Raw genomic sequence first — 26,016 nt, forward strand, 5'->3', positions numbered from 1 at the left:
GCTCGTGGTGACGCGTTCCGGTGGGACGCCAAGGGCGGGGCTCGTGGTGACGCGTTCCGGTGGGACGCCAAGGGCGGCGCTCGTGGTGACGCGTTCCGGTGGGACGCCTTCCGATGGGATGCTTCGGACATCTGACGGCAGCCACCCTCCGCTGCCAGGACCTCGTGTCCGGGGGCGGGAGGGGGTGTCGTACGCCGCGCGAGGTCCTTGGTCGGAGGGGTGGCGATGGTCGGGTCGTCGGTAGCGCCGCCGAGCCGGCGCGCGCGGGGGCGAGCCAGGACACGCTCGAGCTCGTGGATCGCGACGCTCGCCGTGGTCATGGCTCTCGTGGCTGCAGCGCTGACGCTCCCGTCGCTCCTCGCTGACCCGGCCGCCGCCGCTCCGTCGTTCGCCTGGCTGGCAGTCGTGGCCGTCTTCGCCGTCTGCGAGGGCCTCGTCGTCTACCTGCCCGCCAACCGCAACTCGCACACGTTCTCCCTGCGGGAGATCCCGGCCGTGCTCGGCCTCGCCTTCCTCCCCCCTGAGCAGTACGTCACCGCCTACCTCGCCGGCTCGTTGGTCACGCTCGTGATCTGGTCCCGGCAGAGGGGGCTCAAGCTGGCCTTCAACGTCGCGCTGTTCGCCTTCGAGGCGAGCATCGGGCTCCTCGCCTACCGCCTCGTCCTCGGCGGGGCAGAGGCGACCGACCTCCGCGGCTGGCTGGCGGCGCTGGTCGCCGTGCTGCTCACCGACCTCATCTCCGCTGCGGCTGTCGCGGCGGCCATCTCGCTCGCCGAGGGTCGGCTCGAGACGTCCCTGCTGCGCGAGATCGTCGTCACGGGACTGCCGGCCGCCCTCATCGACACCTGCGCGGCGCTCGTCATCATCATCCTCATCGACGTCCGCCCAGCGGCGCTCCCGCTCCTGGCCGTGGTGGTCGGCCTCCTCCTCGTCGCCTACCGGGCCTACGTCAAGCTCGGCACCGGGTACGCCCAGCTGCAGACCCTGTACCGCTTCGTCGGCTCGACCGGTCGAGCGGCGGACGTCGACGAGGCGGTGGAGGCCGTCCTCGCCGAAGCCAGCGACCTGCTCCGCGCCGAGAGGGCCGAGCTCGTCATCATCGGCGGTCCGGCGGGGGCGGGGACGCGCCACTCCCTGTGCCCGCGCGAAGGCTTGATGAGCGGGGCCCTCTCCCCGGCCGACCTGCGGTCGGCGTGGTGGGCGCCGGCGGCGGAGGGCTCGCCGGTCCTCCTCGCGAGCGAGACGCGGCAGGGCCGTACGGCCGACACCCCGCGCGACGGGCTCGCCGTGCCGTTGGAGTCGCCGGGCTTCCGCGGCGTCTTCCTCGTCGCCGAGCGCTCCTTCGAGAAGGAGACCTTCGACGCCCGGGACCTCCAGCTCTTCGAGACGCTCGGCGCCCACGCCGCGGTGACGCTCGAGAAGGCCCGGCTCGTCGACCGGCTGCGGCGCGTGGCCGCCGAGCGCGAGCACGACGCGCTGCACGACGCCCTGACCGGTCTGCCGAACCGCCGCGCCTTCAACGAGGCCGTGGCCCGGACGCTGGGCGCCGGCGTCGGCGGCGCCGTGCTGCTCATGGACCTCGACGACTTCAAGGACGTCAACGACACGCTGGGCCACCGCGCCGGGGACGAGCTGCTGCAGGTGACGGGGCGGCGGCTGAGCGCCCTCGTGGCGGACGACCCGACCGGCGGCGCGGGCGCCGGCACCGTGGCGCGCCTCGGCGGCGACGAGTTCGCCGTCCTCCTGCCAGGGGTGGGCCCGGACGCCGCCGTGCTGCGCGCCCGCGACATCCTGGCGTCGGTCACGGCCCCCGTGCCCATGCAGGACATCACGCTGACGACGACGGCGAGCATCGGCGTCGCCCCCATCCCGCCCGACGCCCGCGACAGCGACGAGCTGCTGGTCCACGCCGACGTCGCGATGTACGCGGCCAAGGCCTCCGGCGCCGGGGTGTCCCCCTACGTCCCCGAGGACACCGACGCGGTGCACCGGCGCCTCGCCCTCGCCGGCGAGCTGCCGACGGCCATCGAGCACCGGGGCTTCGAGGTGTGGTGCCAGCCCCAGACCGATGCGCGCACGGGCGTCGTCACGGGCGTCGAGGCGCTCCTGCGGTGGTGGCACCCGTCCTACGGCTGGGTCCCGCCGACCGAGGTCGTCGCCATCGCCGAGCGCACCGGCCTCCTCGGGCGCCTCACGCTGGCCGTGCTCGCCGAGTCGCTGCGGCTGCGCTCGGAGTGGGCGCGGGCGGGGTACGAGCTCGACATCTCCGTCAACGTCACGGCGCGCGACATCTCCGACCTGTCGCTGCCGGGCGCCGTGGGCGCGCTCCTCGCGGCGACCGGGACGCCGCCGGCGGCCCTCGTGCTGGAGATCACCGAGAGCGGCGTCATGAGCGACCCGGAGCGCAGCCTGGAGGTCCTCGCGGCCCTGCACCGCCTCGGCGTCGGGGTGAGCGTCGACGACTTCGGGACCGGGCACTCCTCCCTCGCCTACCTCGAGCGGCTGCCCGTCAACGAGGTGAAGATCGACCAGTCCTTCGTCAAGCGCCTCGAGCTCGAGGCGACGGACTCCACCGTCGTCCGCTCGATCGTCCTGCTCGCCCACGACCTCGGCATGCGCGTGGTCGCCGAGGGCGTCGAGAGCGACGTCGCCCGCCAGCGGGTCCAGGCGCTGGGCTGCGAGCTCGTCCAGGGGTTCGTGGTCGCCCGGCCGATGCCGGGCGACCAGGTGCCCGGGTGGGTGGCGGGGCGCACCCCGGAGCCGCTGCGCGGGTGAGCCCGCGCCCGGTGCGTCCTCGTGCGCGGCGGAGCCGCGGGGGCGCGCCTAGGGTGCGCTCGTGAGCGCCCTCGACACCCTGCCCGCCGCCCTCGACGGCACCCCGCTGGACCTCGCGGCGCTGGAGGGGCGCGCCGTCCTCGTCGTCAACGTGGCCTCTCGCTGCGGCCTGACGCCCCAGTACGAGGGCCTCGAGCGGCTCGCCCGCCGCTACGCCGACCGGGGCCTCGTCGTCCTCGGGGTGCCGTGCAACCAGTTCCGCGGCCAGGAGCCGGGGACGGCGGAGGAGATCGCCGAGTTCTGCTCGGCGACGTACGGCGTCAGCTTCCCCCTCACCGAGAAGGTCGACGTCAACGGCGACGACCGCCACCCCCTGTACGACGCGCTCGTCCCGACGCCCGACGCCGACGGCGAGGCGGGCGACGTCCAGTGGAACTTCGAGAAGTTCCTCCTCGCCCCGGGCGGCGAGCCGGTCGCCCGCTTCCGCCCCGGCGTCGAGCCGGAGGACCCGCGGGTGGTGCAGGCGCTCGAGGCGCACCTGCCTCCCGCCGGCTGACGGCGCCGGTCCGCGCGGCCGGGCTGCACGGGCGCCCGAGGGCGCTCGTGCGGCCGGTCGGGTCGAGAGCACGGGCCGGGGACCGGTATGGTCTGGCCCCGTCGCGCTCCGGCGCGCACGCCGCCTTAGCTCAGTCGGCTAGAGCGACGCACTCGTAATGCGTAGGTCGTGGGTTCGACTCCCACAGGCGGCTCGGCAGAGGCCCCCGGCGCTCCGGCGCCCGGGGGCCTCGCTCGTCCCAGGGGCCCGATGCAGAGGGGCCCGACCCGTAGGGGCCCGACCCACCAGGGGCCCGGCTCAGAGCGCGCCGCGACGGCGCAGCTCCCGCAGGCGCGCGAAGACGTGGCGCCGCACCGCGTCGGCGTCCGCGGCGCTCGTCGCCTCGAAGCGCAGACCCACGAGGGTGGCTCGCGTCCCGTGGCGGTAGCGGCGGTGCACCACCCGGGCCGCGAGGGGCCCGGGCAGGCCCTCGAGCGGCAGGTCCAGGTGCACGAGCTCGTCCTGCTCGAGCCGCAGCTCCACGGGGTCGACGAGGCACCGCGCGCCGCTCTCGCTGAGGTCCTCGACGACGACCTCCAGCACCCGCCCCCCGCCGGGCGCGTCCGCCGCGCGGCCGATGCGCCCGCGCAGGTCCACGGGAGCCCTCACGGCCTCGCGGCGCTGGACGCGCTGCGGCGCCCCGGTCACGACGGCGGTCCAGCCGTCGTCGGAGAGGTCCCGCACGAGGACCGGCACCCCGACGACGGAGCCGGCCTCGCTCCAGACGAGGTCGACGGCCTCGTCCTCGACGAGCCGCGAGGCGGCGCCGAGCAGGTCGGCGGGGCGCTCGAGGACGAGCCGGTCGGCCCCGACGGCGACGACGCGGGCGGTGAGGGGGACGTGGGCGCGGTGGGGGGCCACGTCGACGAGCGACCCGGTCGGCGGCGCCTCGTCGGCGGGCAGGAGGGCGCGCGCGGTGCTCGACGTGCCGGCCACGGGACCTCCTCGCGCCCGCGCCGCGCGGGCTCCAGGTCCCTCATCGACCGCGCGGGGCCCGACCTGAGCCGCTCCGCCGCCGCGACCGGGCGCCCCGGGGCCGCGTCCGGTCGGCGCGCCCGCCCCCTCCGGGGACCGGCACACTGGTCGGCATGTGCGGCCGCTACGCGAGCTCGGTGCGCGACGCCGAGGTCGTCGACCTGCTGGACGTCGACGAGGTGGTGGGGGAGGAGCTCCCGCCGTCGTGGAACGTCGCCCCCACCGACGACGTGCGCGTCGTGCTCGACCGCCCGCAGCGGGACGACGGCGGGGAGGCCGCCGCGGCCGCCCCCTCCCGCCAGTTGCGCACCGCCCGCTGGGGCCTCGTGCCGTCGTGGTCGAAGGACCTCTCCACGGGCGCCCGGATGATCAACGCCCGGTCGGAGACGCTCACGGAGCGCTCGGCGTTCCGGGTGGCCGCCGCGCGGCGCCGGTGCCTCGTGCCGGCGGACGGCTACTACGAGTGGCAGGCCGTGCCGGGGCAGCGGCGGAAGACGCCGTGGTTCCTGCGCGACGGGGACGGCGCCCTCCTCACCTTCGCCGGGGTCTACGAGCTCTGGCGCGACCGGTCGCGCGGCGACGACGACCCGGGCCGCTGGGTGTGGTCGGTCGCGGTCGTCACGACCGCGGCGCACGACGCGCTGGGGGAGATCCACGACCGCACGCCGCTCGTCGTGCCGTCGGGCGCCCGGGCCGACTGGCTCAGCACCACCACGACGGAGCTCGAGGAGGTGCGGGCGCTCGTCGCCTCGCTGCCGGAGCCGCACCTGGTGCCCCACGTCGTCGGCCCCGAGGTCGGCGACGTCCGCCAGGACGGCCCGCACCTCGTCGAGCCCCGCCCCCCTGGAGACGGAGAGCAGGACGACGGCGAGCAGGGCGACGGAGAGCAGGACCCCGTCGCCGGGACGGGGGGCCCGGCGTGAGCGCCGCCGCAGAGCGGGCGCGGCTCGTCGTCCTGGGCGCCCGCTCGGGCGCGGTGCTCGGCCTCGTGGCCGGGCTCGTCAGCGGCCTGGCCCTGCTGCTGCTCGGCGGTGGCGGGTCCGGCGCCCTGCTCCTCGTCGCCGCCGCCGTCCTGCTGTCGGCCGCCGTGGGGTCGGCCACCGGGGCGGTCGGCGGTCGGCTGCTCGCGGCGCAGCTGGAGTCGCCCGCGGGCGTCCGGCCGCTGCCCGTGGTCGTCACGACGGCGCTCGTCGCGGTGGCCGCGCTCGTGCTCGTCTCGGCCCTGCTGGGAACGGCGTGGGCCGGCCCCGGCTTCGCGGGGCTCGCCGCCGTCCTGGCGCTCGTGCGGGTGGGCGGCCAGGCGCGGGCCGCCCGAGCCCGCGCCGACCGCGCCGGCTCCTAGCGCCGGCGGAGCGCCCACACCGGGGTCCCGGGCGCCCCGACCGCCCGACCGGGTGACGGCGGCGCGCTGGGGATAGCGTCGCGCCATGCCGAGCCGCGACGCCGCCGCGCGCGGGGGCCCGGCCACGGAGTCCCCGGTGCTGCCGGAGGGCTACCGCTCCGGCGAGCCGGGGCTGCGGCGGGCCTCGGTGGCCCTCTTCCTCGCCGGTCTCGTCACCTTCGCCCTGCTGTACGCGCCCCAGCCGCTGCTGCCGCTGCTCGCCGAGGACGTCGGCGTCTCGGCCGGGGCGTCCACGCTCGCGGTCTCCGCCGCCACGGCGGGGCTCGCGGTGGGCCTGCTCGTGGCCGCGCCGCTGTCCGAGCGCGTCGGCCGGACCCGCCTCGTGCACACGTCCCTGCTCGCCTCGGCGGTGCTCGGCCTCGCGTGGGCGCTCGTGCCGTCGTGGCCCGCGCTCGTCGCCCTGCGCGCCCTGCAGGGGCTGGCGCTGTCGGGCCTGCCGGCGGTCGCGGTGGCCTACCTGCGCGAGGAGGTGCATCCGAGCGCGGCCGGCTGGGCGACCGGCCTCTACGTGGGCGGCAACGCCGTCGGCGGGATGGTGGGGCGCCTCGTCGCGGCGGGCCTCGCCGAGCTCGGCGGCTGGCGGCTCGCCGCGAGCGCCACCGCGGTCCTCGCCCTCGCGGCGACGGTGGCCGTGCGGCGGCTCCTGCCCGCCTCGCGCCGCTTCGTGCCGGCGCCCGCGGGGCTGCGCCAGCTGGCCCGGCGCACGCGCGGGGTGCTCACGGACCTGGCGCTGCTGGCGCTCTACGCGCTGGCCTTCCTCCTCATGGGCGCCTTCGTGGCCGTCTACAACGCCATGGGCTTCCGGCTCGCCGCCGCGCCCTACGGCCTCGGCCCGGGCCTCGCGGGGCTCGTCTTCCTCGTCTACGCGCTGGGGTCGGTCTCCTCGACGACGGCGGGCCGGCTCGCGGACGCCGTCGGGCGGCGCGGCGTGGTGCCCGTCGCGGTCCTCGTCGTGCTCGTCGGCGCGGCGTCCACGCTGGCGCAGCCCCTGTGGGCGGTGGTCGCGGGCCTGGCCGTGCTCACGGCGGGCTTCTTCGCCGCGCACGGCGTCGCGAGCGGCTGGGTGGCCGCCCGGGCCGGCGCCGGCGGGCGGGCCACCGCGCAGGCCGCGTCAGCCTACCTCGTGGCCTACTACGCGGGCTCGTCCGTGGGCGGGACGCTCGCGGGGGCGGCCTGGGGCGCCGCCCGGTGGCCGGGCGTCGTCGTCCTCGTCACCGCGAGCACCGCCGCAGCGCTCGTCGTGGCGCTGCTGCTGCGCCGCACGCGGTCGCTGCTCCCGCCCGGACCCGCCGCCGTGGGGGGCGTGCCGTGAGCGCGCGGCGCCGGGAGCGCTTCGAGGGCGCCATCGCGGGCGTGGGGACGGCGGAGGGCACGCGCGTCGTCCTCGGCCACTGGCGGCGCTCGCCCTTCGGCGAGGGCGCCGCGGGCGCCTTCACCGACGCGATGGTCGAGCGGGCGGACGGGCACCGGGTGCTGCTCGCGCCCACCGACGAGGTCGGCGAGTACGTCAGCGGGGTCTACCGCTTCGACGAGGTCCGCGTCGTCGACGTGCGCCTGCGCACGCCGCCCGTGCGCCCCGGGGCGGTCTGGGAGGTCGAGGCGGGGCCGCTGCGCCTGCGCCTCGCCGTCGGGCGCCGCACCCCCCTCGGCGCGCTGCTGCGCCTCGTGCCCGGGCCCGTGGCGTCCGCGCCGGCGTGGGCGACGGCGGTCGACCCGGTGGCCCGGCGGGTCCTGCGGGGCGTGAGCACCCGCGGCAGCGCCGGCGGCGGACGCCGCGAGTGGTACGGCGCCCGCGACGTCCGCGCGCTCGTCGGCGCGACGACCTCCTGGGACGGCCGCGACCTCGGCCCGCTCGTGCCCGTCGAGCCCCCGGTGCGCTTCGGGTTCGGCTCCACCCCGCCCGCGCCCTCCCTCGTGCGCGTCGTCTCGACCGTCGAGGCGCCCGACGCCTGAGAGGACGTCCGACGACGACGGCGCGCCACCCCTCGGGGGTGGCGCGCCGTCGTCGGTCGGGTCGTCGGTCCGGCGTCGCCGGGCCGGCGGGAGGGGCCTCAGTGCCGGCGGGCCCCCGCGAAGACGTCGACGAGCGTCGAGCAGAAGACGTCGAGGTCCCCGGGGTTGCGGCTCGTCACGAGGCCGCTGTCGACGACGACCTCCTCGTCCACCCGGTGCCCGCCCGCGTTGCGGATGTCCGTGGTGAGGCTCGGGAAGGACGTCAGCGTGCGGCCGCGGACGACGTCGGCCTCGACGAGGGTCCAGGGCCCGTGGCAGATGGCGCCGACGGGCTTGCCCGAGGCGACGAAGTCGCGCACGAAGGAGACGGCGCCGTCGTCGACGCGCAGCTTGTCGGGGTTCACGGTGCCGCCGGGCAGCACGAGCGCGTCGTAGTCGGCCCCGTCGACGGAGCCGACGGCCTTGTCGGGGGTGAAGGTGTCGGCGGGCTCGATGTCGCCGTTCATCGCCTGGATCGGGTCGGTGCCGGGGGAGAGGAGGTGCACGCTCGCGCCCTCCGCCTCCAGGGCCTTCCGCGGCTCCACGTACTCCACCTGCTCGACGCCGTCGGCCGCGAGGAACGCGACGGTGAGTCCGTCCAGCCTGCCTGCCATGGGGTCCTCCTCGGATCGGGGTGCGCCGCGCGCGGCGCCGGGGCCCGCGGGCGCTCCCGCCGGGCGGCGGGGCGCGGGCCCTCGTCCCGCCACGCTAGGCACCGCCCCGGCGGCCCGCGCGGTGAGCGCGGGCCGCCCGGCTCGGCGGCTCCCGTAGGGTCGGCGCCGACCGATCGGGTCCCGCGCGGGTGCGCGGGGCCGTCGCCGCTCGCGGCGGGTTCGGGCCCGGGCGGTGGTCGCCCGCGGCGGGAGGAGGCCGGAGGTGCTGGACAGGTGCGGCTGAGGGAGGCCCTGGCGGACCGCCGCGTGCTCGTGACGGGGGTCACGGGCTTCATCGGCGAGGCGCTGCTGCGGACCCTGCTCGTCGAGGCGCCGCAGGTCCGCCCGGTGGTGCTCGTGCGGCCCAAGGCCGGCCAGCCGGCCGTGGACCGCGTCGCCCGGCTGCTGCGCCGCCGCACCTTCGCCCCGGCCGCCGAGTTCGCGGGCGGGCCCGAGCGGCTGCTCGAGCGCGTCGAGGTGGTCGAGGGCGACCTCGAGGACGTGCCCGCCCTGCCGCGCGACCTCGACGTCGTCGTCCACTGCGCGGGCGAGGTCGGCTTCGCCCCGCCGCTGCAGGAGGCCTTCGCCGTCAACGTCGTCGGCACCCGTCACCTCCTCGAGCGGGTCCTCGAGGCGAGCGCGCCCGGCCCCGACCGGGGCGGGCGCGGACCCGTCCACTACGTGCACGTGTCCACGGCCTACGTCGGCGGCCGCCGCCGCGGGCCCGTGCCCGAGGCGTCCGTCGAGCACGCCGTCGACTGGCGCGCGGAGCTCGACGCCGCCGTCCGCCTCGCCGCTCGCATCGAGGAGGACTCGCGCACGCCCGAGGTCCTCGCCCGCTTCAACGCCGAGGCGCAGGCCCTCCACGGCCGGGCCGGGCCCCTGACCGCCGCGGCCGACGCCGAGCGCCGCCGCCGCGAGTGGGTGCTCGCCGAGCAGCGCGAGGCCGGGCGCCAGCGCGGCCACAGCCTGGGGTGGACCGACGTCTACACGTTCACCAAGGCCCTGGGCGAGCGCGTCGTCGAGGAGGTTGGCGCGCCGCTGCCCGTCAGCGTCGTGCGCCCGTCCATCGTCGAGTCCGCCCTCGAGCACCCGCACCCCGGGTGGATCGAGGGCTTCAAGATGGCCGAGCCGCTGATCATGGCCTACGGGCGCGGCGAGCTCCCCGAGGTGCCAGCGGCGCCCGACTCGACCATCGACATCGTGCCCGTCGACCACGTCGTCAACGCGCTCGTCGCCGTGTGCGCGACGACGCCGGAGCCCGGCTCGCCGCAGTACTTCCACGTCTCGTCCGGGGCGCGCAACCCGCTCACCTTCCGGCGGCTGTACGAGCTCGTCCGCGAGCACTTCCTCGCCCACCCCTTCGACACCGGCGAGGGCCCGGTGGACCTGCCGGTGTGGGACTTCCCGGGCGCCGCCCCGGTCGAGCGCCGGCTGGCGCTCGGCGAGCGCGTGCACGCCACCGCGGAGCGCGCGCTCACGTACGTGCCGCGCTCGGAGCGGGTGCGCGGCTGGAGCCGCGACCTCGACCGCCTGGGCCGCCGGCTCGCGCTGCTGCGCCAGTACTCCGACCTGTACCAGCCGTACACGCAGTCCGAGCTGCACTTCGTCGACGACGCGACCCTCGCGCTGCACCGGGCGCTCGACCCGCAGGACGTGCCGGCCCTCGGCTTCGACACGGCCGTCGTCGACTGGCCGCACTACATCCGGGACGTGCACGCCCCCAGCGTGACCAGGCCGGTGCGCAAGCAGGATGAGCTGCGGCGGATGCGGGCGCGCCGCGGCCCCGCGGGCGTGCGCCGCCCCCTGGTGCCCGCCGAGCCGGGCGCCGAGCCCTCGGACGTGCTGGCCGTCTTCGACCTCGACGGCACCCTGCTGACGGCGAACGTCGTCGAGACCTACCTGTGGACCCGGCTGCCCGGGCTCGGCACGGCCGGGCAGGCCCGCGAGGTCCTGTCCCTGGCGCGGAGCCTGCCCTCGATGCTCCTCACCGAGCGCCGCGACCGCGGGGACTTCCTGCGCCAGGTGTACCGGCGCTACCGCGGGGCCGACCTGCGGCTCCTCGACGAGCTCGCGGACACCGTGCTGGCCCCCGCGCTGCTGGAGCGCGCGAGCGACGCCGCCCTGCAGCGCGTCGCGGCCCACCGCGCGGCGGGGCACCGCACGGTGCTCCTGTCGGGCGCCGTCGAGCAGCTGGCCCGCCCGCTCGCGCCGCTGTTCGACGAGGTCGTCACGGCGCGGCTCGCCGTCGACGCCGACGGCCGGGCGACCGGGCACCTCACCGCCCCGCCGCTCGTGGGCGAGGGCCGCGCGGCCTGGGTCGTGCGGTACGCCGAGGTCCACGGCTTCGACCTGGCGAAGAGCTACGCCTACGCCGACAGCCACTCCGACCTGCCGCTGCTGCGGGCCGTCGGCCTGCCGACGGCCGTCTCGCCCGACGTGCCGCTGCTGCGCGCGGCCCGCGGCGCCGGGTGGCCCGTCGAGGTGTGGGCGGCGCGCACCACGCTGCCGCGCCGGCTGCGCACCCCGCGGGCGGTGACGGCGTGACGTCGGGCGGGGTCGCCCCCGGCGGGGACCCCTGGGCGGGGGACGAGGAGGTGGACCACGACGTGGCGGGAGGAGACCCGATGAGCGACGACGCGCAGGACTCCCACGAGCGGGCGGTCGCCGCGCTCGAGACCCAGATCGGTCTCCTCGTGCGCCGAGCGCGGGCCTTCTCGACGTCGGTGGCCGCCGAGGTGCACCCCGACCTCGACCACTCGGCCTACGGGATCCTCCAGCGCCTGGCCACGGTGGGCGCGGAGCGCACCACCGACCTGGCCTCCTTCCTCGGCGTGGGCAAGCCGACGACGTCGCGCCAGCTCTCCCAGCTCGTCGAGCTGGGGCTCGTGGAGCGCACGAGCGACCCGACGGACGGGCGGGCCTCCCTCGTGCGGCTGACGGCCGACGGGTCCCGGCGCTTCGCCCGGGTCCGCGAGGACCGCCGGGCCAACCTGCGCCGGCAGCTCGCGCCGTGGGCGGACGAGGACGTCGAGTCGCTCGCCCGCCTGCTCGAGCGCTTCAACGACCTGGGCGCCGGGCGCCCCGACGCGCAGCAGGACCGCACCGACGCCTGAGCGCCCGGCGGGCTGGGCGCCCCGTGCCCGCCGACGACGAGAGCCCCGCACGGCCAGGCGGTGCGGGGCTCTCGTCGTCAGTGCTCGCCGAGCGCGGGGATCAGTGCCCGCCCGACTCCGCGAGGCGCTCGCGGGAGGCCTCGATCTCCTTCTCGGCGTCCGCCCGGCCGACCCAGTGGGAGCCCTCGACGGACTTGCCGGGCTCGAGGTCCTTGTAGATCCGGAAGAAGTGGTCGATCTCCTGCCGGTAGAACTCGCCGACGTCGCCCAGGTCCTGGATGTGCTCGAGGCGCGGGTCGCCCGCGGGCACGCAGAGGACCTTGTCGTCGCCGCCCGCCTCGTCGCGCATGTGGAACATGCCGACCGCGCGGGCGCGCACGACGCAGCCCGGGAAGGTGGGCTCGTCGAGCATGACGAGCGCGTCGAGCGGGTCGCCGTCGTCACCGAGCGTGCCGTCGATGAAGCCGTAGTCCGCGGGGTACCGCGTGGCCGTGAAGAGCGTGCGGTCCAGCCGGATCCGCCCCGTCTCGTGGTCCACCTCGTACTTGTTGCGGTTCCCCTTGGGGATCTCGATCGTGACGTCGAACTCCACGTGCATGCCCTCCATCGGCAGGTCCGGCGCGCCGGGCGACCGGCGCGTGCGCCGGTCCCGCGGTCGTCGTGTGCTGGTGCTCCGCTGCGTAGTGTGGCGCACGCGAGGGCCGGGCCCGTCGGTCGGCGTCCGCCCGGGTGGCCGAGCCGGTCCCCGGCGCCGGGGCGCCACCCCGCGCCGGACCTCGTCGTGCCCGGGCCGGAGCCGGTGCCGGACGGGTGGCGGACGGGACGCGGCGCGCCGCGGCGAGAGGGCGGGGCGGAGGTCCGGTGGCAGGTCGTCGCAGCGCCTCCGGGGGCGAGCCGGGCTCCAGGCCGACCTCTGCGCCGACGTCCGGGCCGACCTCTGCGCCGACGTCCGGGCCGACCTCTGGGCCCGTGCCCCGCCGTGGCCCTCGTCGCGCCCGCCGGGCGGCGGGGGCGACGGTGCTCGTGCTGGCGCTCGCCGGCGGCTACGCGGCGGCCGACGCCGCCGACGTCGTCCCGGGCCCCCTCACCACGGCGCCGCCGCCGGTCGCCGACCCGTGGCCCGACGCCCCCGGCGCGCTCGTGCCCGCGTCGCCGCCCGGTCCCGTCCTGCCCGCCGCCGGCCGGCAGGCCCCCGCCCCGGAGCCGGGGCGGCTGCGCGAGGTCCTCGGTCCGCTGCTCGCGGCCCCCGCCCTGGGGCCGTCCCGGTCGGCCGTCGTCGCGGACGCCCTGACGGGGGAGGTGCTGCTCGACGAGCGCGCGGGCGAGCCGCACCAGCCGGCCTCGACGGCGAAGCTGCTCACGGCCGCGGCCGCCCTGTCCGTCCTCGGCGGCGCATCGACCCTGCCGACGTCGGTCGTCCTCGGCGCTCCGGAGGGCGAGCCGGAGGACGCGGAGGGCGGCGGTGACGGGGGCGCCGCGCCCGTGGTCGTCCTGGTGGCGGGCGGGGACGTGCTGCTCGGGGCGGGCGCCGGCGACCCCGCCGCCGTCGTGGGGCGCGCGGGGCTCGCCGACCTCGCCGACGAGGTCGCGGCGTCGCTCGCGGGCGGCGCGGACGGAGGCACGGCCGGAGCGCCGGCGGTGCGCCTGCGCGTGGCCGACCCCCTCGCGCCCACCGGCCCGGTGCGCCCGCCGACGTGGACGCCGGGCGACGTCGCCCTCGGGTTCGCCGCGGACGTCACCGGCGTCGCCGTCGACGCGGGGCGGCTCACGCCGGACGAGTACGCCCCCCGCGCCCCGGACCCCGCGCTCGCCGCCGCCGACGCGCTGGCCGACCTGCTGCGCGCGAGGGGCGTGGACGTCGTCGGGGAGGCCCGACGCACCGACCCGGCGCTCGTGCCCGCGGGCGCGCCCGTCCTCGGCGAGGTGCGCTCGGCGCCCGTGGCCGACGTCGTCGAGCACGTCCTGCGCGTCAGCGACAACACCGGGGCGGAGGTCCTCGGGCTCCTCGTGGCGCGCGCGAGCGGCGCCCCGGTGACGCCGGAGGGCGCGACGTCGGCCGTGCGCGACGCCGTGGCGGAGCGGGGCGTCGCCGTCGACGGCGTCGCGCTGACGGACTCCAGCGGCCTCGGCGACGGCAGCGCGCTCACCGCACGGGCGCTCGTGGACGTCCTCGGCCGGGCCGCGCGCGAGGAGGAGCTGCGCCCGCTCCTCGAGGGCCTGCCCGTGGCCGGGCTCACGGGCTCGCTCGCCGCCCGGCTCGGCGACGAGCCCGCCGCCCGCGGGGTCGTGCGCGCCAAGACGGGCACGCTCACCGGCGTCACGTCGCTCGCGGGCGTCGTCGTGGACGCCGACGGGCGCCTGCTCGCCTTCGCCGTGCTCGCCGACGCCGTCCCGGCCACCGAGCCGGCGCGCGCCGCCGTCGACGACGTCGCCGCCGCCCTCGCCGCCTGCGGCTGCCGCTGACCCCGGGGCCCTCGGGGTGGAGGGGGCGTCACCCCCGCGTGCGGAGGGTCTCAGAAGTGAAGGAGGCGTCACGTTCGTGTCTTCACGTCGCCCTGAGGTGAAGGAGGCGTCACCTTCGCGTGCGGAGGGCCTCAGGGGGTGAAGGGGGCGTCACCTTCGCGTGCGGAGGGCCTCAGGGAGTGAAGGGGGCGTCACCTCTACGTCGGGGAAGCCCCGGGGTGGGGAGGAGGCACCGGGTCGGTGCCGGGGACGCCGCCTACGGTGGCGGCGTGAGCACCACGCAGGCGGGGCCGGCCGGGACGACGTCGGGCGGGGCGACGAGGCCGGGCGGGGTCCCGCTCGTCGACCAGCTCGTCGACTGGGAGCTGGCCGTGCGCGTCGCCGGCCGCCTCGCGCCCCCCGGGCCGCAGGTCACGCGGGCGGAGGCCGACCGGGCGGTCAGCCAGCTGCGACGCCTCGCCGAGCGGGCCACGGGGCACGTGGCCGAGACGACGGGCCTCGACGTGCCGCCGGACACGGGCGCCGTCGTCGTGGACCGCACCGGGTGGGCGCGCGCCAACGCCGCCGCCTTCCGCGCGCTGCTGGAGGCGCCGGTCGTGCGCGCCCGCGACGCGCGGCGGGAGAAGGACGAGCGCGACGGCCGGCGCCGCCGCGAGGACGGCCCGGGCTCCGCGGCCGCCGTCGCCCTGGGGCGGCGCGCGACGGGCGCGGAGGTGGGGGCGCTGCTGGCCTACCTGGCGCCGCGCGTCCTCGGCCAGTACGACCCCTTCGGCCCCGACCCGGCGGGGGCCGCCGCCGCCCTGGCGCCGGGGGAGCCGGGGCGCCTGCTGCTCGTCGCCCCGAACGTCGTGGCGGTCGAGCGCGAGCTGCGGCTGCGGCCGCGCGACTTCCGCCTGTGGGTGTGCCTCCACGAGGAGACCCACCGGGTGCAGTTCACCGCGGCGCCGTGGCTGGCCGGGCACCTGCGCGCCCGCACCGAGGGGCTGGTCGGCGACGTCGTGGGCGAGCCGGGGCAGCTCCTGGCGCGGCTGCGGGCCGCCGCCCAGCGCCTGCCCGACGCCGTCTCCGAGGGCGGCGACGGCCTCGTCGGCATCATGGCGACGCCCGAGCAGCAGGCGGTCGTGGCCGAGGTGACCGCCGTCATGTCGCTCCTCGAGGGGCACGCCGACGTCGTCATGGACGAGGTCGGCCCGTCGGTCGTGCCGAGCGTGGCGACCATCCGTGAGCGCTTCACCGCCCGCCGCGGCGGGCGGCCGGGCCTCGACCGGGTGGTCCGCCGACTCCTCGGCCTCGACGCGAAGATGCGCCAGTACCGCGACGGCGCGGCCTTCGTTCGCGGCGTCCTCGCCGACGTCGGGGTCGACGGCCTCAACGCCGTCTGGACGGGACCGGAGCAGCTGCCGCGGCCCGCGGAGATCGCCGACCCGCGCGCCTGGGTGCGCCGGGTGCACGGCTAGGGCCGTCGTGGGCGACCCGGGCGCCGCCTCCGCCGACGCCTCGGCGGCCGTCGCGGGCCCCCCGTCGGCGGGCCCCCGACGCCGTGGCCCCGACCCGGCGGTCGCCGACGTCCGCCGCGCGGTGGAGGCCGCCCTCGCCGACGTGCCCCCGGGGGTGCTCGTGCTCGTGGGCTGCAGCGGCGGCCCGGACTCCCTCGCGCTCGCCGCCGGCCTCGCCTGGTGGGCCCGGCCCGGACGCCGCGGGGGCCCGCGCGGGCGCGGCGGGGCGCTCGTCGTCGACCACGGCCTGCAGCCCGGCAGCGACGCCGCGGCCGCGCGCGCCGCGGACGCCTGCCGCGCCCTGGGCCTCGACCCGGTGCGGGTGGCGACGCTCGCCCCCGGCCCCGCGCGCGGGGGCGGCGGACCCGAGGCCCGCGCGCGGGACGGGCGGCACGCCGCCCTCCTCGAGGGCGCCGCGGCGGAGGGCGCCGTGGCCGTGCTGCTCGGGCACACGCGCGACGACCAGGCCGAGCAGGTGCTCCTGGCGCTCGCCCGCGGCTCGGGGGCCCGCTCGCTCGCGGGCATCCCGCCCCGCCGGGGACTGCTGCGCCGGCCGCTGCTGGGCCTGCCGCGCGCGACGACGCTCGCCGCCTGCGCGGCCCTCGGCCTGGAGCCCTGGCACGACCCGACGAACGCGGACCCGCGGGACGGCGGGCGCCCGGGGCCGGGTGGTGGGCCGGGTGACGGGTCGGGCGGGGGGACCGGCCACCAGCGCCGGGCCCTGGTGCGGGCGCACCTGCTGCCCGCCCTGGAGGCCGACCTCGGGCCGGGCGTCGCGGCGGCGCTCGCCCGCTCCGCCGACCTGCTGCGCGAGGACGCCGACCTCCTCGAGCACCTCGCCGACGAGCTGCTCGCGCGCGCCGTCCGGTCCCCTCCCGACGTCCCTCCGGCCGGAGCCCCCGCACGCGACGGCGCCGACGGGGCGCCCGCGGACCCGGGCGTCGACCGCGCCGCCGTCGACCCCCGCTCCGCCGACCCCGCCTCCGTCGCCCTCGACGCCGGCGTGCTCGCGGCGGCCCCGGCGGCGCTGCGGCGGCGGGCGCTGCGGGCGGCCGCGGTGCGGGCCGGCGCGCCCGCGGGCGACGTCTCCGCGGCGCACGCCGCGGCGCTCGACGCCCTCGTCACCGCCTGGCGCGGCCAGGGACCCGTCCGGCTCCCCGGCGCGGTCGAGGGACGCCGCGCCTGTGGCAGGCTGCTCCTGGCGCCAGCCCCCCGCTGAGGCCCGCGGCCCGGCAGTCCCCCGGAGGGGTCCCACCGGCCCGCGACCCGCACCACCGCAGCCCCGCGCCGGCCCCCGGCCGCGGCGCGAGCGCCGGAAGGAGCACCACCCGCGTGGACGCCGCCGACATGGGAGCGGACCTCGAGAAGGTCCTCATCAGCGCCGACGAGATCCGCGACAAGCTCGCCGAGCTGGCCGCGCGCGTGGACGAGGACTACGCGGGCAAGGACGTGCTCCTGCTCGGCGTGCTCAAGGGCGCGGCACTCGTCATGTCTGACTTCGTGCGGGCGCTGCACGTCCCGGCGCAGATGGACTGGATGGCCATCTCGAGCTACGGGTCGGGCACCAAGTCCTCCGGCGTCGTGCGCATCGTCAAGGACCTCGACACCGACATCACGGGCCGGCACGTGCTCATCGTCGAGGACATCATCGACTCGGGCCTGACCCTGTCCTGGCTCGTGGCCAACCTCAGCAGCCGCGGCGCCGCGTCGGTCGAGATCCTCACGCTGCTGCGCAAGCCCGAGGCCGCCAAGGTGCACGTGGACGTGCGCTACACGGGCTTCGAGATCCCCAACGAGTTCGTCGTGGGCTACGGCCTCGACTTCGCCGAGCGCTACCGCGGGCTGCCCTTCGTGGGCACGCTCGCGCCGCACGTCTACCGCAGCTGAGGCGCGAGCCGCCCGGGCCCTGAGGCCCCGCCCGGGCCGGTGCCGCGACCGCCCGCCGCCCAGGGAGCGCCCCCGTGACCACCACCGCACCCCCTCCCACGCCCAACCCGGCCCCCGGCGCCCCCTCGCCGCGCGACGTGGCGGAGGCGCTGCGCCGCGCCGGCCTGACGGACGTCGACGACTCCCCGCGCCGCCGCGCGGAGTACTCCACCGACGCCTCGCTGTACCGCGTGCTGCCCCAGGTCGTGGCGTTCCCGCGCTCGGCCGACGAGGTGGCGGCCGCGGTCGAGGTCGCCCGCGAGACCGGGGTGCCCGTCGTCGCCCGGGGCGGGGGGACGTCGATCGCGGGCAACGCCGTCAGCACCGGCGTCGTGCTCGACACCTCCCGGCACCTCGACCGGCTGCTCGAGGTGGACCCGGAGGCGCGCACCGCGGTGGTCGAGCCGGGCCTCGTCCTCGGCGACCTGCAGCGCCGGCTGGCCCCGCACGGGCTGCGCTTCGGCCCCGACCCGTCCTCGGGCAGCCGCGCGGCGATCGGCGGCATGATCGGCAACAACGCCTGCGGGTCGCGCGCCCTCGGCTACGGCCGCACCGACGCCAACGTCCTCGGCGTCCACGCCGTCACGGGCACGGGGGAGCGGCTCGTCCTGCGCAGCCGCGGCGGCGAGGCGCCCGACCGCCCGCAGACCACGCCGGCCCTCTCGACGCCCGAGACCTCGCCCGTCCTCGCGCGGCTGCGCGACGTCGTCGCCGGGGACCTCGGGACCATCCGCACCGAGATGGGCCGCTTCGGCCGCCAGGTGTCGGGGTACGCGCTGGAGCACCTGCTGCCGGAGAAGGGCTTCGACGCCGCCCGCCTGCTCGTCGGCAGCGAGGGCACCCTCGCGCTGCTCACCCGGGCCGAGCTGCGGCTCGTGCGGTCCCCGGAGCGCACGGTCCTCGTCGTCCTCGGCTACCGCGACATGGTCGAGGCCGCCGAGGCGGTCCCCGCGATCCTGCGGCACGGCCCGGTCGCCTGCGAGGGCCTCGACGCGCGGCTCGTCGACGCCGTCGAGCAGCGCCTTCGCTCGCCCGTCCCGCAGCTGCCCGCGGGCGGCGGCTGGCTGCTCGTGGAGCTCGGCACCGACGAGCGCGGGGCGACGCCGGACGGGCTCGCCGACCTCGCCGCCCGGGCCCGCGCGGTCGTCGCGGACGCCGGGACGAGCGCGACGCGCCTCGTCGAGGACCCGGCGGAGGCGCGCACGCTGTGGCGCATCCGCGAGGACGGCGCCGGCCTGGCCACGCGCGCCCCCTCCGGCCGGCCCGGGCACGCCGGGTGGGAGGACACCGCCGTCCCGCCGGAGCGCCTGGCCGCCTACCTGCGGGACTTCGACGCGCTCATGGACTCCTACGGCCTCACCGCCATCCCCTACGGGCACTTCGGCGACGGCTGCCTGCACGTGCGCATCGACTACCCCCTGGAGCAGCCGGGCCGCGAGGGCGTCTACCGGGAGTTCGTCGAGGCCGCGGCGGCGCTCGTCGCCTCGCACGGCGGCTCGATGTCGGGCGAGCACGGGGACGGCCGCGCCCGCAGCGAGCTGCTGCACCACATGTACTCCCCTCGCGTCCTCGACCTCTTCGCGCAGGTCAAGGGCGTCTTCGACCCGCTCGACGTGCTCAACCCCGGCGTGCTCGTGCGGCCGCGGGCCCTCGACGCCGACCTGCGGCCGCAGCCGTGGCCCGCGCCGGAGCGGACGGGCCAGGGGCGCGCCACCTCCCGGGGGAAGGGGCTGCCCGTGCCGGTCGGGCGTCCCGACGGGTCCGGTGAGGCCGGCCGGCCCGCCGGTCGCGGCCCGGGCCCGACGCCGCTGGCCTTCGGCTACCGCGCCGACGGCGGCAGCTTCGCCGCGGCCGTGCACCGCTGCGTGGGCGTCGGCAAGTGCCGCGCCGACATGACGGGCTCCGGCGGCGTCATGTGCCCCTCCTACCTCGCGACGAAGGACGAGAAGGACTCCACGCGCGGTCGCTCGCGGGTCCTGCAGGAGATGGTGGCGGGCTCCCTCGGCGCCCCGACGACCGTCGACCGCGGCTGGCGCTCGCCGGAGGTCCACGAGGCGCTCGACCTGTGCCTGTCGTGCAAGGGCTGCCTGTCGGACTGCCCCACGGGCGTCGACATGGCGACCTACAAGGCCGAGGCGACCCACCAGGCGTACAAGGGCCGGCTGCGGCCGATGAACCACTACGTCCTCGGCTGGCTGCCGTACCTGTCGCGCGTCGCGAGCCTCGTGCCGCGCCTGGCCAACGGCTCGCTGTCGATCGGCCCGCTGGCCCGGCTGCTCAAGCGGGTGGGCGGCATCGACCAGCGCCGCGCGCTGCCCCGCTTCGCCCGGCGGCGCTTCAGCGCGTCGGCGCCGGCGGTGCTCGCCGGCGCCCGGCGGGACGCCGGGCGCCGCGCCGACGAGGGCGCGCGCCCCGGGGCGGGCGCTCGGGCGGGCGCGGGCGGGCAGAAGGTCGTCCTGTGGGCCGACAGCTTCACCGAGCACTTCTCGCCCGAGGTCGGCCACGCGGCCGTCCGGGTCCTCGAGCACGCCGGCTTCGACGTCGAGCTCGCGCCGCGGGACGTCTGCTGCGGGCTCACGCTCGTCTCCACCGGCCAGCTCGACCTCGCGCGGCGCCAGCTGCGCCGGACGGTGCGTCGCCTCGCCGCCGTGACGGCGGGCGGGCCGGGCGAGCCGCCGGTGCCGCTCGTCGTCCTCGAGCCCTCGTGCCTCGCCGTGCTCCGGCACGACGCGTCAGCGCTGCTCTCGGGTGATGACGCCGTCCCCCAGGGGCTCGTCACCGACCTCGCGGCGCGCTCCCGGACGCTCGCGGAGGTCCTCGCGGCGTACGCCTCGGAGGTGCACTGGCCGCACCTGTCCGGCCTCGAGGCCGTGGCACAGCCGCACTGCCACCAGCACGCCGTCCTCGGCTTCGAGGCCGACCTCGAGCTGCTGCAGGGCAACGGCGTCGCGGTGAAGGCGTTGGGCGGGTGCTGCGGGCTCGCCGGCAACTTCGGCGTGGAGGAGGGGCACTACGACGTCTCCGTCGCCGTGGCCCGGACGGCGCTCCTGCCGGCGGTCGAGGCGGCCCCGCCGGACGCCGTCGTCCTCGCCGACGGCTTCTCCTGCCGGACCCAGCTCGCCGAGCTCGCCGACCGCCGCGGCCTCCACCTCGCCGAGCTCCTCGCCCGCGGGCTGCCGGGCGCGGACGAGGCAGCGGCGGACCACCGGGTCCGCTGACGGCGAACGCCGCCGCGGCGCCGGAACAGCGCCCGCGCGCCGCCCGTTCAGCGGGCGGGACGGGGGAGGCGACGGCCGCAGGCCGCCGGGAGCCCCGGTGTACCGTCGATCCACGGCTTCTGCGACCAGGAGGGACGGGGCGCGAGCCCCTCGCACACCGATGAACCTCAAACGACTCGCCCGCGGGCCGATCCTCTGGGTCGTCCTCGCGCTCGCCATCCTGCTGCTCGCGACGCAGCTCCTCAGCCCCGGCGGGGCGACGAAGATCAGCACCTCCGAGGGCCTCGCGCTCATCGGCGGCGGCACGGTCGACAACGCCCAGGTCGTCGACGGCGAGCAGCGGGTGCAGCTGGGCCTGTCCGAGCCCTACCAGCCGGAGGCCGGCGGCACCGAGACCCGGCAGGTGGAGTTCTACTACGTCACCCCGCGGGGCGACGAGGTCGTGCAGGCGCTGAGCGACGCGCAGATCGCCTCGGTCGACGACGAGGTGCCCCAGCCGTCCTTCCTCGGGTCGCTGCTGTCGACGCTGCTGCCGCTCATCCTCCTCGTCGCGATCTTCTGGTTCGTCCTGTCCCGCATGCAGGGCGGCGGCGGGCGCATCGCCCAGTTCGGCAAGTCGAAGGCCAAGATGGTCTCCAAGGAGACCCCGAAGGTCACCTTCGCCGACGTCGCGGGCGCCGACGAGGCCGTCGAGGAGCTCGAGGAGATCAAGGACTTCCTCGCCGACCCGACCCGCTTCCAGGAGGTCGGCGCGAAGATCCCCAAGGGCGTCCTGCTCTACGGCTCGCCCGGCACCGGCAAGACGCTGCTCGCCCGCGCCGTCGCGGGCGAGGCGGGCGTCCCCTTCTTCTCCATCTCCGGCTCGGACTTCGTCGAGATGTTCGTCGGCGTCGGCGCCAGCCGCGTCCGCGACCTCTTCGAGCAGGCCAAGAACAACTCCCCGGCCATCATCTTCGTCGACGAGATCGACGCCGTCGGCCGCCACCGCGGCGCCGGCATGGGCGGCGGCCACGACGAGCGCGAGCAGACGCTCAACCAGCTGCTCGTCGAGATGGACGGCTTCGACGTCAAGACCAACGTCATCCTCATCGCGGCGACCAACCGCCCCGACATCCTCGACCCCGCCCTGCTGCGCCCCGGCCGCTTCGACCGGCAGATCGCCGTCGAGCCGCCGGACATGAAGGGCCGCGAGCGGATCCTCCAGGTCCACGGCAAGGGCAAGCCGCTCGCGCCCGACGTCGACCTCCTCGCCGTCGCCCGCCGCACCCCCGGCTTCAGCGGCGCCGACCTCGCGAACGTCCTCAACGAGGCCGCGCTGCTCACGGCGCGCACCCACGCCAAGGTCATCGACAGCGCCGCGCTCGACGAGGCGATCGACCGCGTCATCGCGGGCCCGCAGAAGCGGACCCGGCTGATGAACGACGGCGAGAAGAAGATCACCGCGTACCACGAGGGCGGGCACGCCCTCGTGGCCGCCGCCATGCGGCACACCGACCCGGTGACGAAGGTGACGATCCTCCCGCGCGGCCGGGCGCTGGGCTACACGATGGTCATGCCGAGCGAGGACAAGTACTCGACGACGCGCAACGAGCTGCTCGACCAGCTGGCCTACGCCCTGGGCGGTCGCGTCGCCGAGGAGATGGTCTTCCACGACCCGACGACGGGCGCGAGCAACGACATCGAGATGGCCACCGGCATGGCCCGCAAGATGGTCACCGAGTACGGCATGAGCGAGCGCGTGGGCGCCATCAAGCTCGGCTCCGGCGCCGGCGAGCCCTTCATGGGCCGGGACATGGGCCACGACCGCGGCTACGGCGAGGGCCTGGCCTCGGTCGTCGACGACGAGGTCCGGCGGCTCGTCGAGGCGGCCCACGACGAGGCGTGGGAGGTCATCGTCGAGCACCGCCCGGTGCTCGACGAGCTCGTCCGCCGCCTGCTCGAGAAGGAGACCCTCGACCGCGAGGAGCTGGCCGAGGTCTTCGCCCCCGTGCAGAAGCGGCCGCTGCGGCCGGTGTGGCTCTCCAGCGAGCGCCGCGCCGTCTCCGACCAGCCGCCGATCCTCACTCCGGCCGAGCGGCGCCGCCTCAACGGGTCGGCCAACGGCTCGTTCAACGGCAACGGCCGGAGCGGGAGCAACGGCCACGGCGCGCCGGCGCCGCAGGACCAGGCCGCGGGGGCCCGCCCCGAGCACCCGGCGCAGGGCGTCGGCGAGGTGCCCGAGGGCGGTCAGGTCGACCCCGGGGCGCAGGGCTGAGCGTCGGCGAGCGCGGCGAGGGGCCCGGGGCGAGCGGGTCCCGCATCGGCCGCCTCGAGACGGAGGCGCTGACGGCGCCGTCGCCGCGGCCCTTCGACGCCGCGCGGGCCGAGGCGGCCGTGCGCGAGCTCCTCGCCGCGGTGGGGGAGGACCCGGAGCGGGACGGCCTGCGCGACACGCCCGCCCGGGTGGCGCGGATGTACGCCGAGGTGCTCGGCGGCCTCCACGAGGACGCCGCCGACGTCCTCTCGACGTCCTTCGACCTGGGGCACGACGAGCTCGTCCTCGTGCGCGACATCGAGGTCCACTCGCTCTGCGAGCACCACCTCGTGCCCTTCCACGGCGTCGCGCACGTCGGCTACGTGCCGGCGGCGGACGGCCGCATCACCGGCCTGTCCAAGCTGGCGCGGCTCGTCGACGTCTTCGCGCGCCGCCCCCAGGTGCAGGAGCGGCTGACGACGCAGGTGGCCGACGCGCTCGTGGCCCACCTGCAGCCGCGCGGCGTCATCGTCGTCGTCGAGTGCGAGCACCTGTGCATGTCGATGCGCGGCGTCCGCAAGGCAGGGGCGCGCACCATCACCTCGGCGATGCGCGGCCAGCTGCGCGACCCGGCGACGCGCGCCGAGGCCCTCTCGCTCATCCACGGCCGGTGACCGCCGTGAGCGGGCCCGCCCCCGTGCCGCCGGCTCCCGGCGCCGTCCGGGCCGCCGCCGTCCGCGCGACCGACGTCCCGCTCGCGGCCGTCGACCCGCCGCCCGTGCCCGGCCTCACCGGCCCGCCGGCCGGCCGCGCGCTCGTCATGGGCGTGCTCAACACCACGCCCGACTCCTTCAGCGACGGCGGCTCCTGGTTGGACCCGGCCGCGGCCGTCCTGCACGGCCTCGCGATGGCCGCCCACGGCGCCGACCTCGTCGACGTCGGCGGGGAGTCCACCCGGCCCGGCGCCGCACGCGTCGAGCCCGAGGAGGAGCAGCGGCGCGTGCTGCCCGTGGTGCGTGCGCTCGCCGACGAGGGCGTGGCCGTCAGCGTCGACACGATGCGGGCCTCGACGGCCGCGGCGGCGCTCGAGGCCGGCGCCGCCCTCGTCAACGACGTCAGCGGCGGCCTCGCCGACCCGGCGATGGCGCCGCTCGTGGCCGAGCGCGGGGTGCCGTTCGTGGCGATGCACTGGCGTGGCCACGCCGACGTGATGACCGGCCTCGCCGACTACGCCGACGTCGTCGCGGAGGTCCGTGACGAGCTCGCGCGCCGGGTCGACGCCCTCCTGGCGGCCGGGGTCCGCGAGGACCGCCTCGTGCTCGACCCCGGCCTCGGCTTCGCCAAGACGGCCGAGCAGGGCTGGGAGCTGCTCGCCGGCCTGGACGCCCTCGTCGGCCTCGGCCGCCCGCTGCTCGTGGGGGCCTCGCGCAAGGGGATGCTCGGCGCGCTGCTCGCCGGCGACGACGGCGCCCCGCGCCCGGCCGGGCAGCGCGACGACGCGACGACGGCCCTGACCGCCCTGGCCGCCGCCGCGGGCGCCTGGTGCGTGCGCGTCCACGCCGTGCGTCCGAGCGCCGACGCCGTCCGCGTCGCCGCGCGCGTCGCCTCGGCCCGCGTGACGACCGCCCGCCACGGGGAGGGCTCCCGGTGACGGAGGGGGCGGGCGGAGAGGCCGCCGTCGACCGCATCGAGCTCTCCGGCCTGCGCGTCCGCGGGCGCCACGGGGTGCTGGCCGCCGAGCGGGAGCTGGGGCAGGTCTTCGTCGTCGACCTCGTCCTCGAGCTCGACATCCGCGACGCGGCGGCCAGCGACGACGTCGTCGACACCGTGCACTACGGCGAGGTGGCCGACGACGTCGCCGCCGTCGTCGCCGGCGATCCCGTGGCTCTGCTCGAGCGCCTCGCGCAGCGGGTGGCCCACGTCGTCCTCGCCCGGGAGCGCGTGCTCGCCGTCGAGGTGGCCGTGCACAAGCCCCAGGCGCCCATCGGCGTGGCCTTCGACGACGTCGTCGTCCGCGTCCGCCGCGAGGCGCCCGCGCGCGGGGCCGACGGCGGCGACGGCGGGCCGGGGGGGACCCCGGTGGTGCTGGCCCTCGGCTCCGACCTCGGCGACCGCGCCGAGGTGCTGCGCTCGGCGGTGGCCTCCCTGGCGCGCGTCCCCGGCCTCGTGCTGACCGGCGTCTCGCCCGTCGTCGAGTCCGCCCCCGTCCGCCTGCCGGGCACGGAGGCGGCCGAGGCGCCGGACGAGGACCAGCAGCCCTTCCTCAACGCCGTCGTCGTCGGGCGCACGACGCTCGCCCCGCTCGACCTCCTCGCCGCGTGCCACCGGGTCGAGGCCGGGCACGGGCGCGTGCGCCGCGAGCGGTGGGGGCCGCGCACGCTCGACGTCGACGTGGTCGACCTCGGCGGGGCGGTGGCGCGCGACGACGAGCGGCTCCTGCTGCCGCACCCGCGCGCCCACGAGCGCGCCTTCGTCCTCGTGCCGTGGTCGCTCGTCGCCCCGGACGCCCACCTGGCCGGGCCCGGCGGCGGTGCCGTGGCGGAGCTGGCTGCGGCGCTCGACGCCGCCGAGCCGGGCGCCGTCGTCGTCCGCCGCGACGTCGACCTGCCGCTGCCCCCGCCCGTCCTCGGCGTCGCCGCCGCCGGCGGGGGAGCGCCGTGACGCCCACCCGCTGGACCACCCCGGTGGGGGTCGCCCTCGTCACCGCCGTCGTCGGCTTCGCCCTCGTCGGCCCGCTCGAGATGCTCGGGCTGACCCTCACGCGCCTGCCGTGGACGGCGGTCGCGGCCGTGCTGCTCCTCGCCGCCGTCGTGCTCGTCCTGGGCTGGCCGGTGCGCCGGTGGAACCGCGGGCACCGCGACCGCCCGCTGGACCCGCTGCGCGCGGCGCGCACCGCGGTGCTCGGGCAGGCCTCGGCGCTCGCCGGGGCGGCGCTGCTCGGCTGGTACCTGGGGCAGGTCGTCCACCTCCTGCCCGACGTCGCCTACCCGCTGCCCCGCCAGTCCGTGGTCGCGCTGCTCGTGGCGGCCGGCGCCGCGGCGCTGCTGCTCGTCGCCGGCCTCGTCGTCGAGCGCTGGTGCCGACTGCCCGACGACGAGGACGACGACACGCCTCCGGGGGCCGCGAGCTCGCGGTGAGCCGGCGCGAGTGCCGGGCGGACCTCGTCGTCGGC

General features: G+C 78.0%; 21 protein-coding genes and 1 tRNA gene. 19 read left to right on the forward strand and 3 right to left on the reverse strand.

The features are described from left to right. Positions 1-327 precede the first annotated feature (327 nt). The 3 genes from Q0789_RS00005 to Q0789_RS00015 all read left to right on the forward strand — a co-directional run bounded on the left by Q0789_RS00005 (position 328) and on the right by Q0789_RS00015 (position 3,524). Positions 328-2,775, forward strand: a complete 2,448-nt coding sequence (locus Q0789_RS00005; protein WP_298801155.1) for an EAL domain-containing protein — start codon at positions 328-330, stop codon at positions 2,773-2,775. A 79-nt stretch (positions 2,776-2,854) separates the two neighbouring features. Continuing rightward, positions 2,855-3,331 carry a glutathione peroxidase gene (locus Q0789_RS00010; RefSeq protein ID WP_363326048.1) on the forward strand — a complete coding sequence of 159 codons (477 nt, stop codon included), beginning with the start codon at positions 2,855-2,857 and terminating at the stop codon, positions 3,329-3,331. 119 nt (positions 3,332-3,450) lie between these two features. After that, positions 3,451-3,524 (forward strand) — tRNA-Thr (locus tag Q0789_RS00015). 104 nt (positions 3,525-3,628) lie between these two features. Here the strand turns inward: Q0789_RS00015 and Q0789_RS00020 are convergent. Next, positions 3,629-4,306, reverse strand: coding sequence for a PilZ domain-containing protein (locus Q0789_RS00020; RefSeq protein ID WP_298801157.1), 678 nt, complete (start codon positions 4,304-4,306; stop codon positions 3,629-3,631). 152 nt (positions 4,307-4,458) lie between these two features. On the opposite strand from Q0789_RS00020, the gene Q0789_RS00025 reads away from it, so the two are divergent. The 4 genes from Q0789_RS00025 (at position 4,459) to Q0789_RS00040 (ending at position 7,700) form a co-directional block, all read left to right on the forward strand. Then, a complete protein-coding gene (locus tag Q0789_RS00025) occupies positions 4,459-5,268 on the forward strand; it encodes an SOS response-associated peptidase (protein ID WP_298801158.1) in 810 nt (269 codons plus the stop codon). Continuing rightward, positions 5,265-5,687: a hypothetical protein gene (locus tag Q0789_RS00030; RefSeq protein WP_298801159.1), complete on the forward strand. Its 423-nt coding sequence runs from the start codon at positions 5,265-5,267 to the stop codon at positions 5,685-5,687. The genes Q0789_RS00025 and Q0789_RS00030 overlap by 4 nt, the downstream gene beginning before the upstream one ends. Before the next feature lie 85 nt (positions 5,688-5,772). Beyond that, positions 5,773-7,059 carry an MFS transporter gene (locus Q0789_RS00035; protein ID WP_298801160.1) on the forward strand — a complete coding sequence of 429 codons (1,287 nt, stop codon included), beginning with the start codon at positions 5,773-5,775 and terminating at the stop codon, positions 7,057-7,059. Next, on the forward strand, positions 7,056-7,700 hold the full coding sequence (locus Q0789_RS00040; RefSeq protein ID WP_298801161.1) for a hypothetical protein: 645 nt from the start codon (positions 7,056-7,058) through the stop codon (positions 7,698-7,700). The genes Q0789_RS00035 and Q0789_RS00040 overlap by 4 nt, the downstream gene beginning before the upstream one ends. Positions 7,701-7,798: 98 nt before the next feature. Here the strand turns inward: Q0789_RS00040 and Q0789_RS00045 are convergent, their stop codons facing one another. Beyond that, positions 7,799-8,353, reverse strand: a complete 555-nt coding sequence (locus Q0789_RS00045) for a type 1 glutamine amidotransferase domain-containing protein (RefSeq protein ID WP_298801162.1) — start codon at positions 8,351-8,353, stop codon at positions 7,799-7,801. A 273-nt stretch (positions 8,354-8,626) separates the two neighbouring features. On the opposite strand from Q0789_RS00045, the gene Q0789_RS00050 reads away from it, so the two are divergent. Both Q0789_RS00050 and Q0789_RS00055 read left to right on the forward strand, forming a co-directional pair. Then, positions 8,627-10,939, forward strand: coding sequence for an HAD-IB family hydrolase (locus Q0789_RS00050; protein ID WP_298801163.1), 2,313 nt, complete (start codon positions 8,627-8,629; stop codon positions 10,937-10,939). Positions 10,940-11,019: 80 nt separating this feature from the next. After that, positions 11,020-11,508, forward strand: coding sequence for a MarR family transcriptional regulator (locus Q0789_RS00055; protein WP_298801164.1), 489 nt, complete (start codon positions 11,020-11,022; stop codon positions 11,506-11,508). 100 nt (positions 11,509-11,608) lie between these two features. Here Q0789_RS00055 and Q0789_RS00060 read toward each other — a convergent pair whose 3' ends face one another. Beyond that, positions 11,609-12,100 (reverse strand): inorganic diphosphatase, encoded by a 492-nt coding sequence (locus Q0789_RS00060; RefSeq protein WP_171203933.1) that lies wholly within the window; start codon positions 12,098-12,100, stop codon positions 11,609-11,611. A gap of 377 nt (positions 12,101-12,477) precedes the next feature. Between Q0789_RS00060 and dacB the strand changes: the two genes are divergently transcribed. The 10 genes from dacB to Q0789_RS00110 all read left to right on the forward strand — a co-directional run bounded on the left by dacB (position 12,478) and on the right by Q0789_RS00110 (position 25,981). Further along, the gene (gene dacB, locus Q0789_RS00065) at positions 12,478-13,971 is read left to right on the forward strand and encodes a D-alanyl-D-alanine carboxypeptidase/D-alanyl-D-alanine-endopeptidase (RefSeq protein ID WP_298801165.1); all 1,494 of its coding nucleotides are present in this window, start codon (positions 12,478-12,480) and stop codon (positions 13,969-13,971) included. A 269-nt stretch (positions 13,972-14,240) separates the two neighbouring features. Continuing rightward, positions 14,241-15,428 (forward strand): zinc-dependent metalloprotease, encoded by a 1,188-nt coding sequence (locus Q0789_RS00070; RefSeq protein ID WP_298801166.1) that lies wholly within the window; start codon positions 14,241-14,243, stop codon positions 15,426-15,428. A gap of 121 nt (positions 15,429-15,549) precedes the next feature. Then, positions 15,550-16,686 (forward strand): tRNA lysidine(34) synthetase TilS, encoded by a 1,137-nt coding sequence (gene tilS, locus Q0789_RS00075; RefSeq protein ID WP_366917580.1) that lies wholly within the window; start codon positions 15,550-15,552, stop codon positions 16,684-16,686. 113 nt (positions 16,687-16,799) lie between these two features. Then, positions 16,800-17,354 carry a hypoxanthine phosphoribosyltransferase gene (hpt, locus tag Q0789_RS00080; protein WP_298801168.1) on the forward strand — a complete coding sequence of 185 codons (555 nt, stop codon included), beginning with the start codon at positions 16,800-16,802 and terminating at the stop codon, positions 17,352-17,354. A 137-nt stretch (positions 17,355-17,491) separates the two neighbouring features. Further along, complete coding sequence (locus Q0789_RS00085) at positions 17,492-20,611, forward strand: FAD-linked oxidase C-terminal domain-containing protein (protein ID WP_366917581.1); 3,120 nt, start codon at positions 17,492-17,494, stop codon at positions 20,609-20,611. Positions 20,612-20,771: 160 nt separating this feature from the next. Further along, a complete protein-coding gene (gene ftsH, locus Q0789_RS00090; RefSeq protein WP_298801170.1) occupies positions 20,772-22,865 on the forward strand; it encodes an ATP-dependent zinc metalloprotease FtsH in 2,094 nt (697 codons plus the stop codon). A gap of 68 nt (positions 22,866-22,933) precedes the next feature. Beyond that, complete coding sequence (gene folE, locus Q0789_RS00095) at positions 22,934-23,518, forward strand: GTP cyclohydrolase I FolE (protein ID WP_212770902.1); 585 nt, start codon at positions 22,934-22,936, stop codon at positions 23,516-23,518. Positions 23,519-23,664: 146 nt separating this feature from the next. Continuing rightward, a complete protein-coding gene (folP, locus tag Q0789_RS00100) occupies positions 23,665-24,495 on the forward strand; it encodes a dihydropteroate synthase (protein ID WP_363326046.1) in 831 nt (276 codons plus the stop codon). Then, a complete protein-coding gene (gene folB / locus Q0789_RS00105) occupies positions 24,492-25,505 on the forward strand; it encodes a dihydroneopterin aldolase (protein WP_298801172.1) in 1,014 nt (337 codons plus the stop codon). Before folP ends, folB begins: the two co-directional genes overlap by 4 nt. Further along, entirely contained in the window at positions 25,502-25,981 is a 480-nt protein-coding gene (locus tag Q0789_RS00110; RefSeq protein ID WP_298801173.1) for a DUF3180 family protein, read from the forward strand. The genes folB and Q0789_RS00110 overlap by 4 nt, the downstream gene beginning before the upstream one ends. The last annotated feature ends 35 nt before the right edge of the window (positions 25,982-26,016 follow it).

Source organism: uncultured Pseudokineococcus sp., assembly GCF_947499845.1.
Classification (GTDB): Bacteria; Actinomycetota; Actinomycetes; order Actinomycetales; family Quadrisphaeraceae; genus Pseudokineococcus.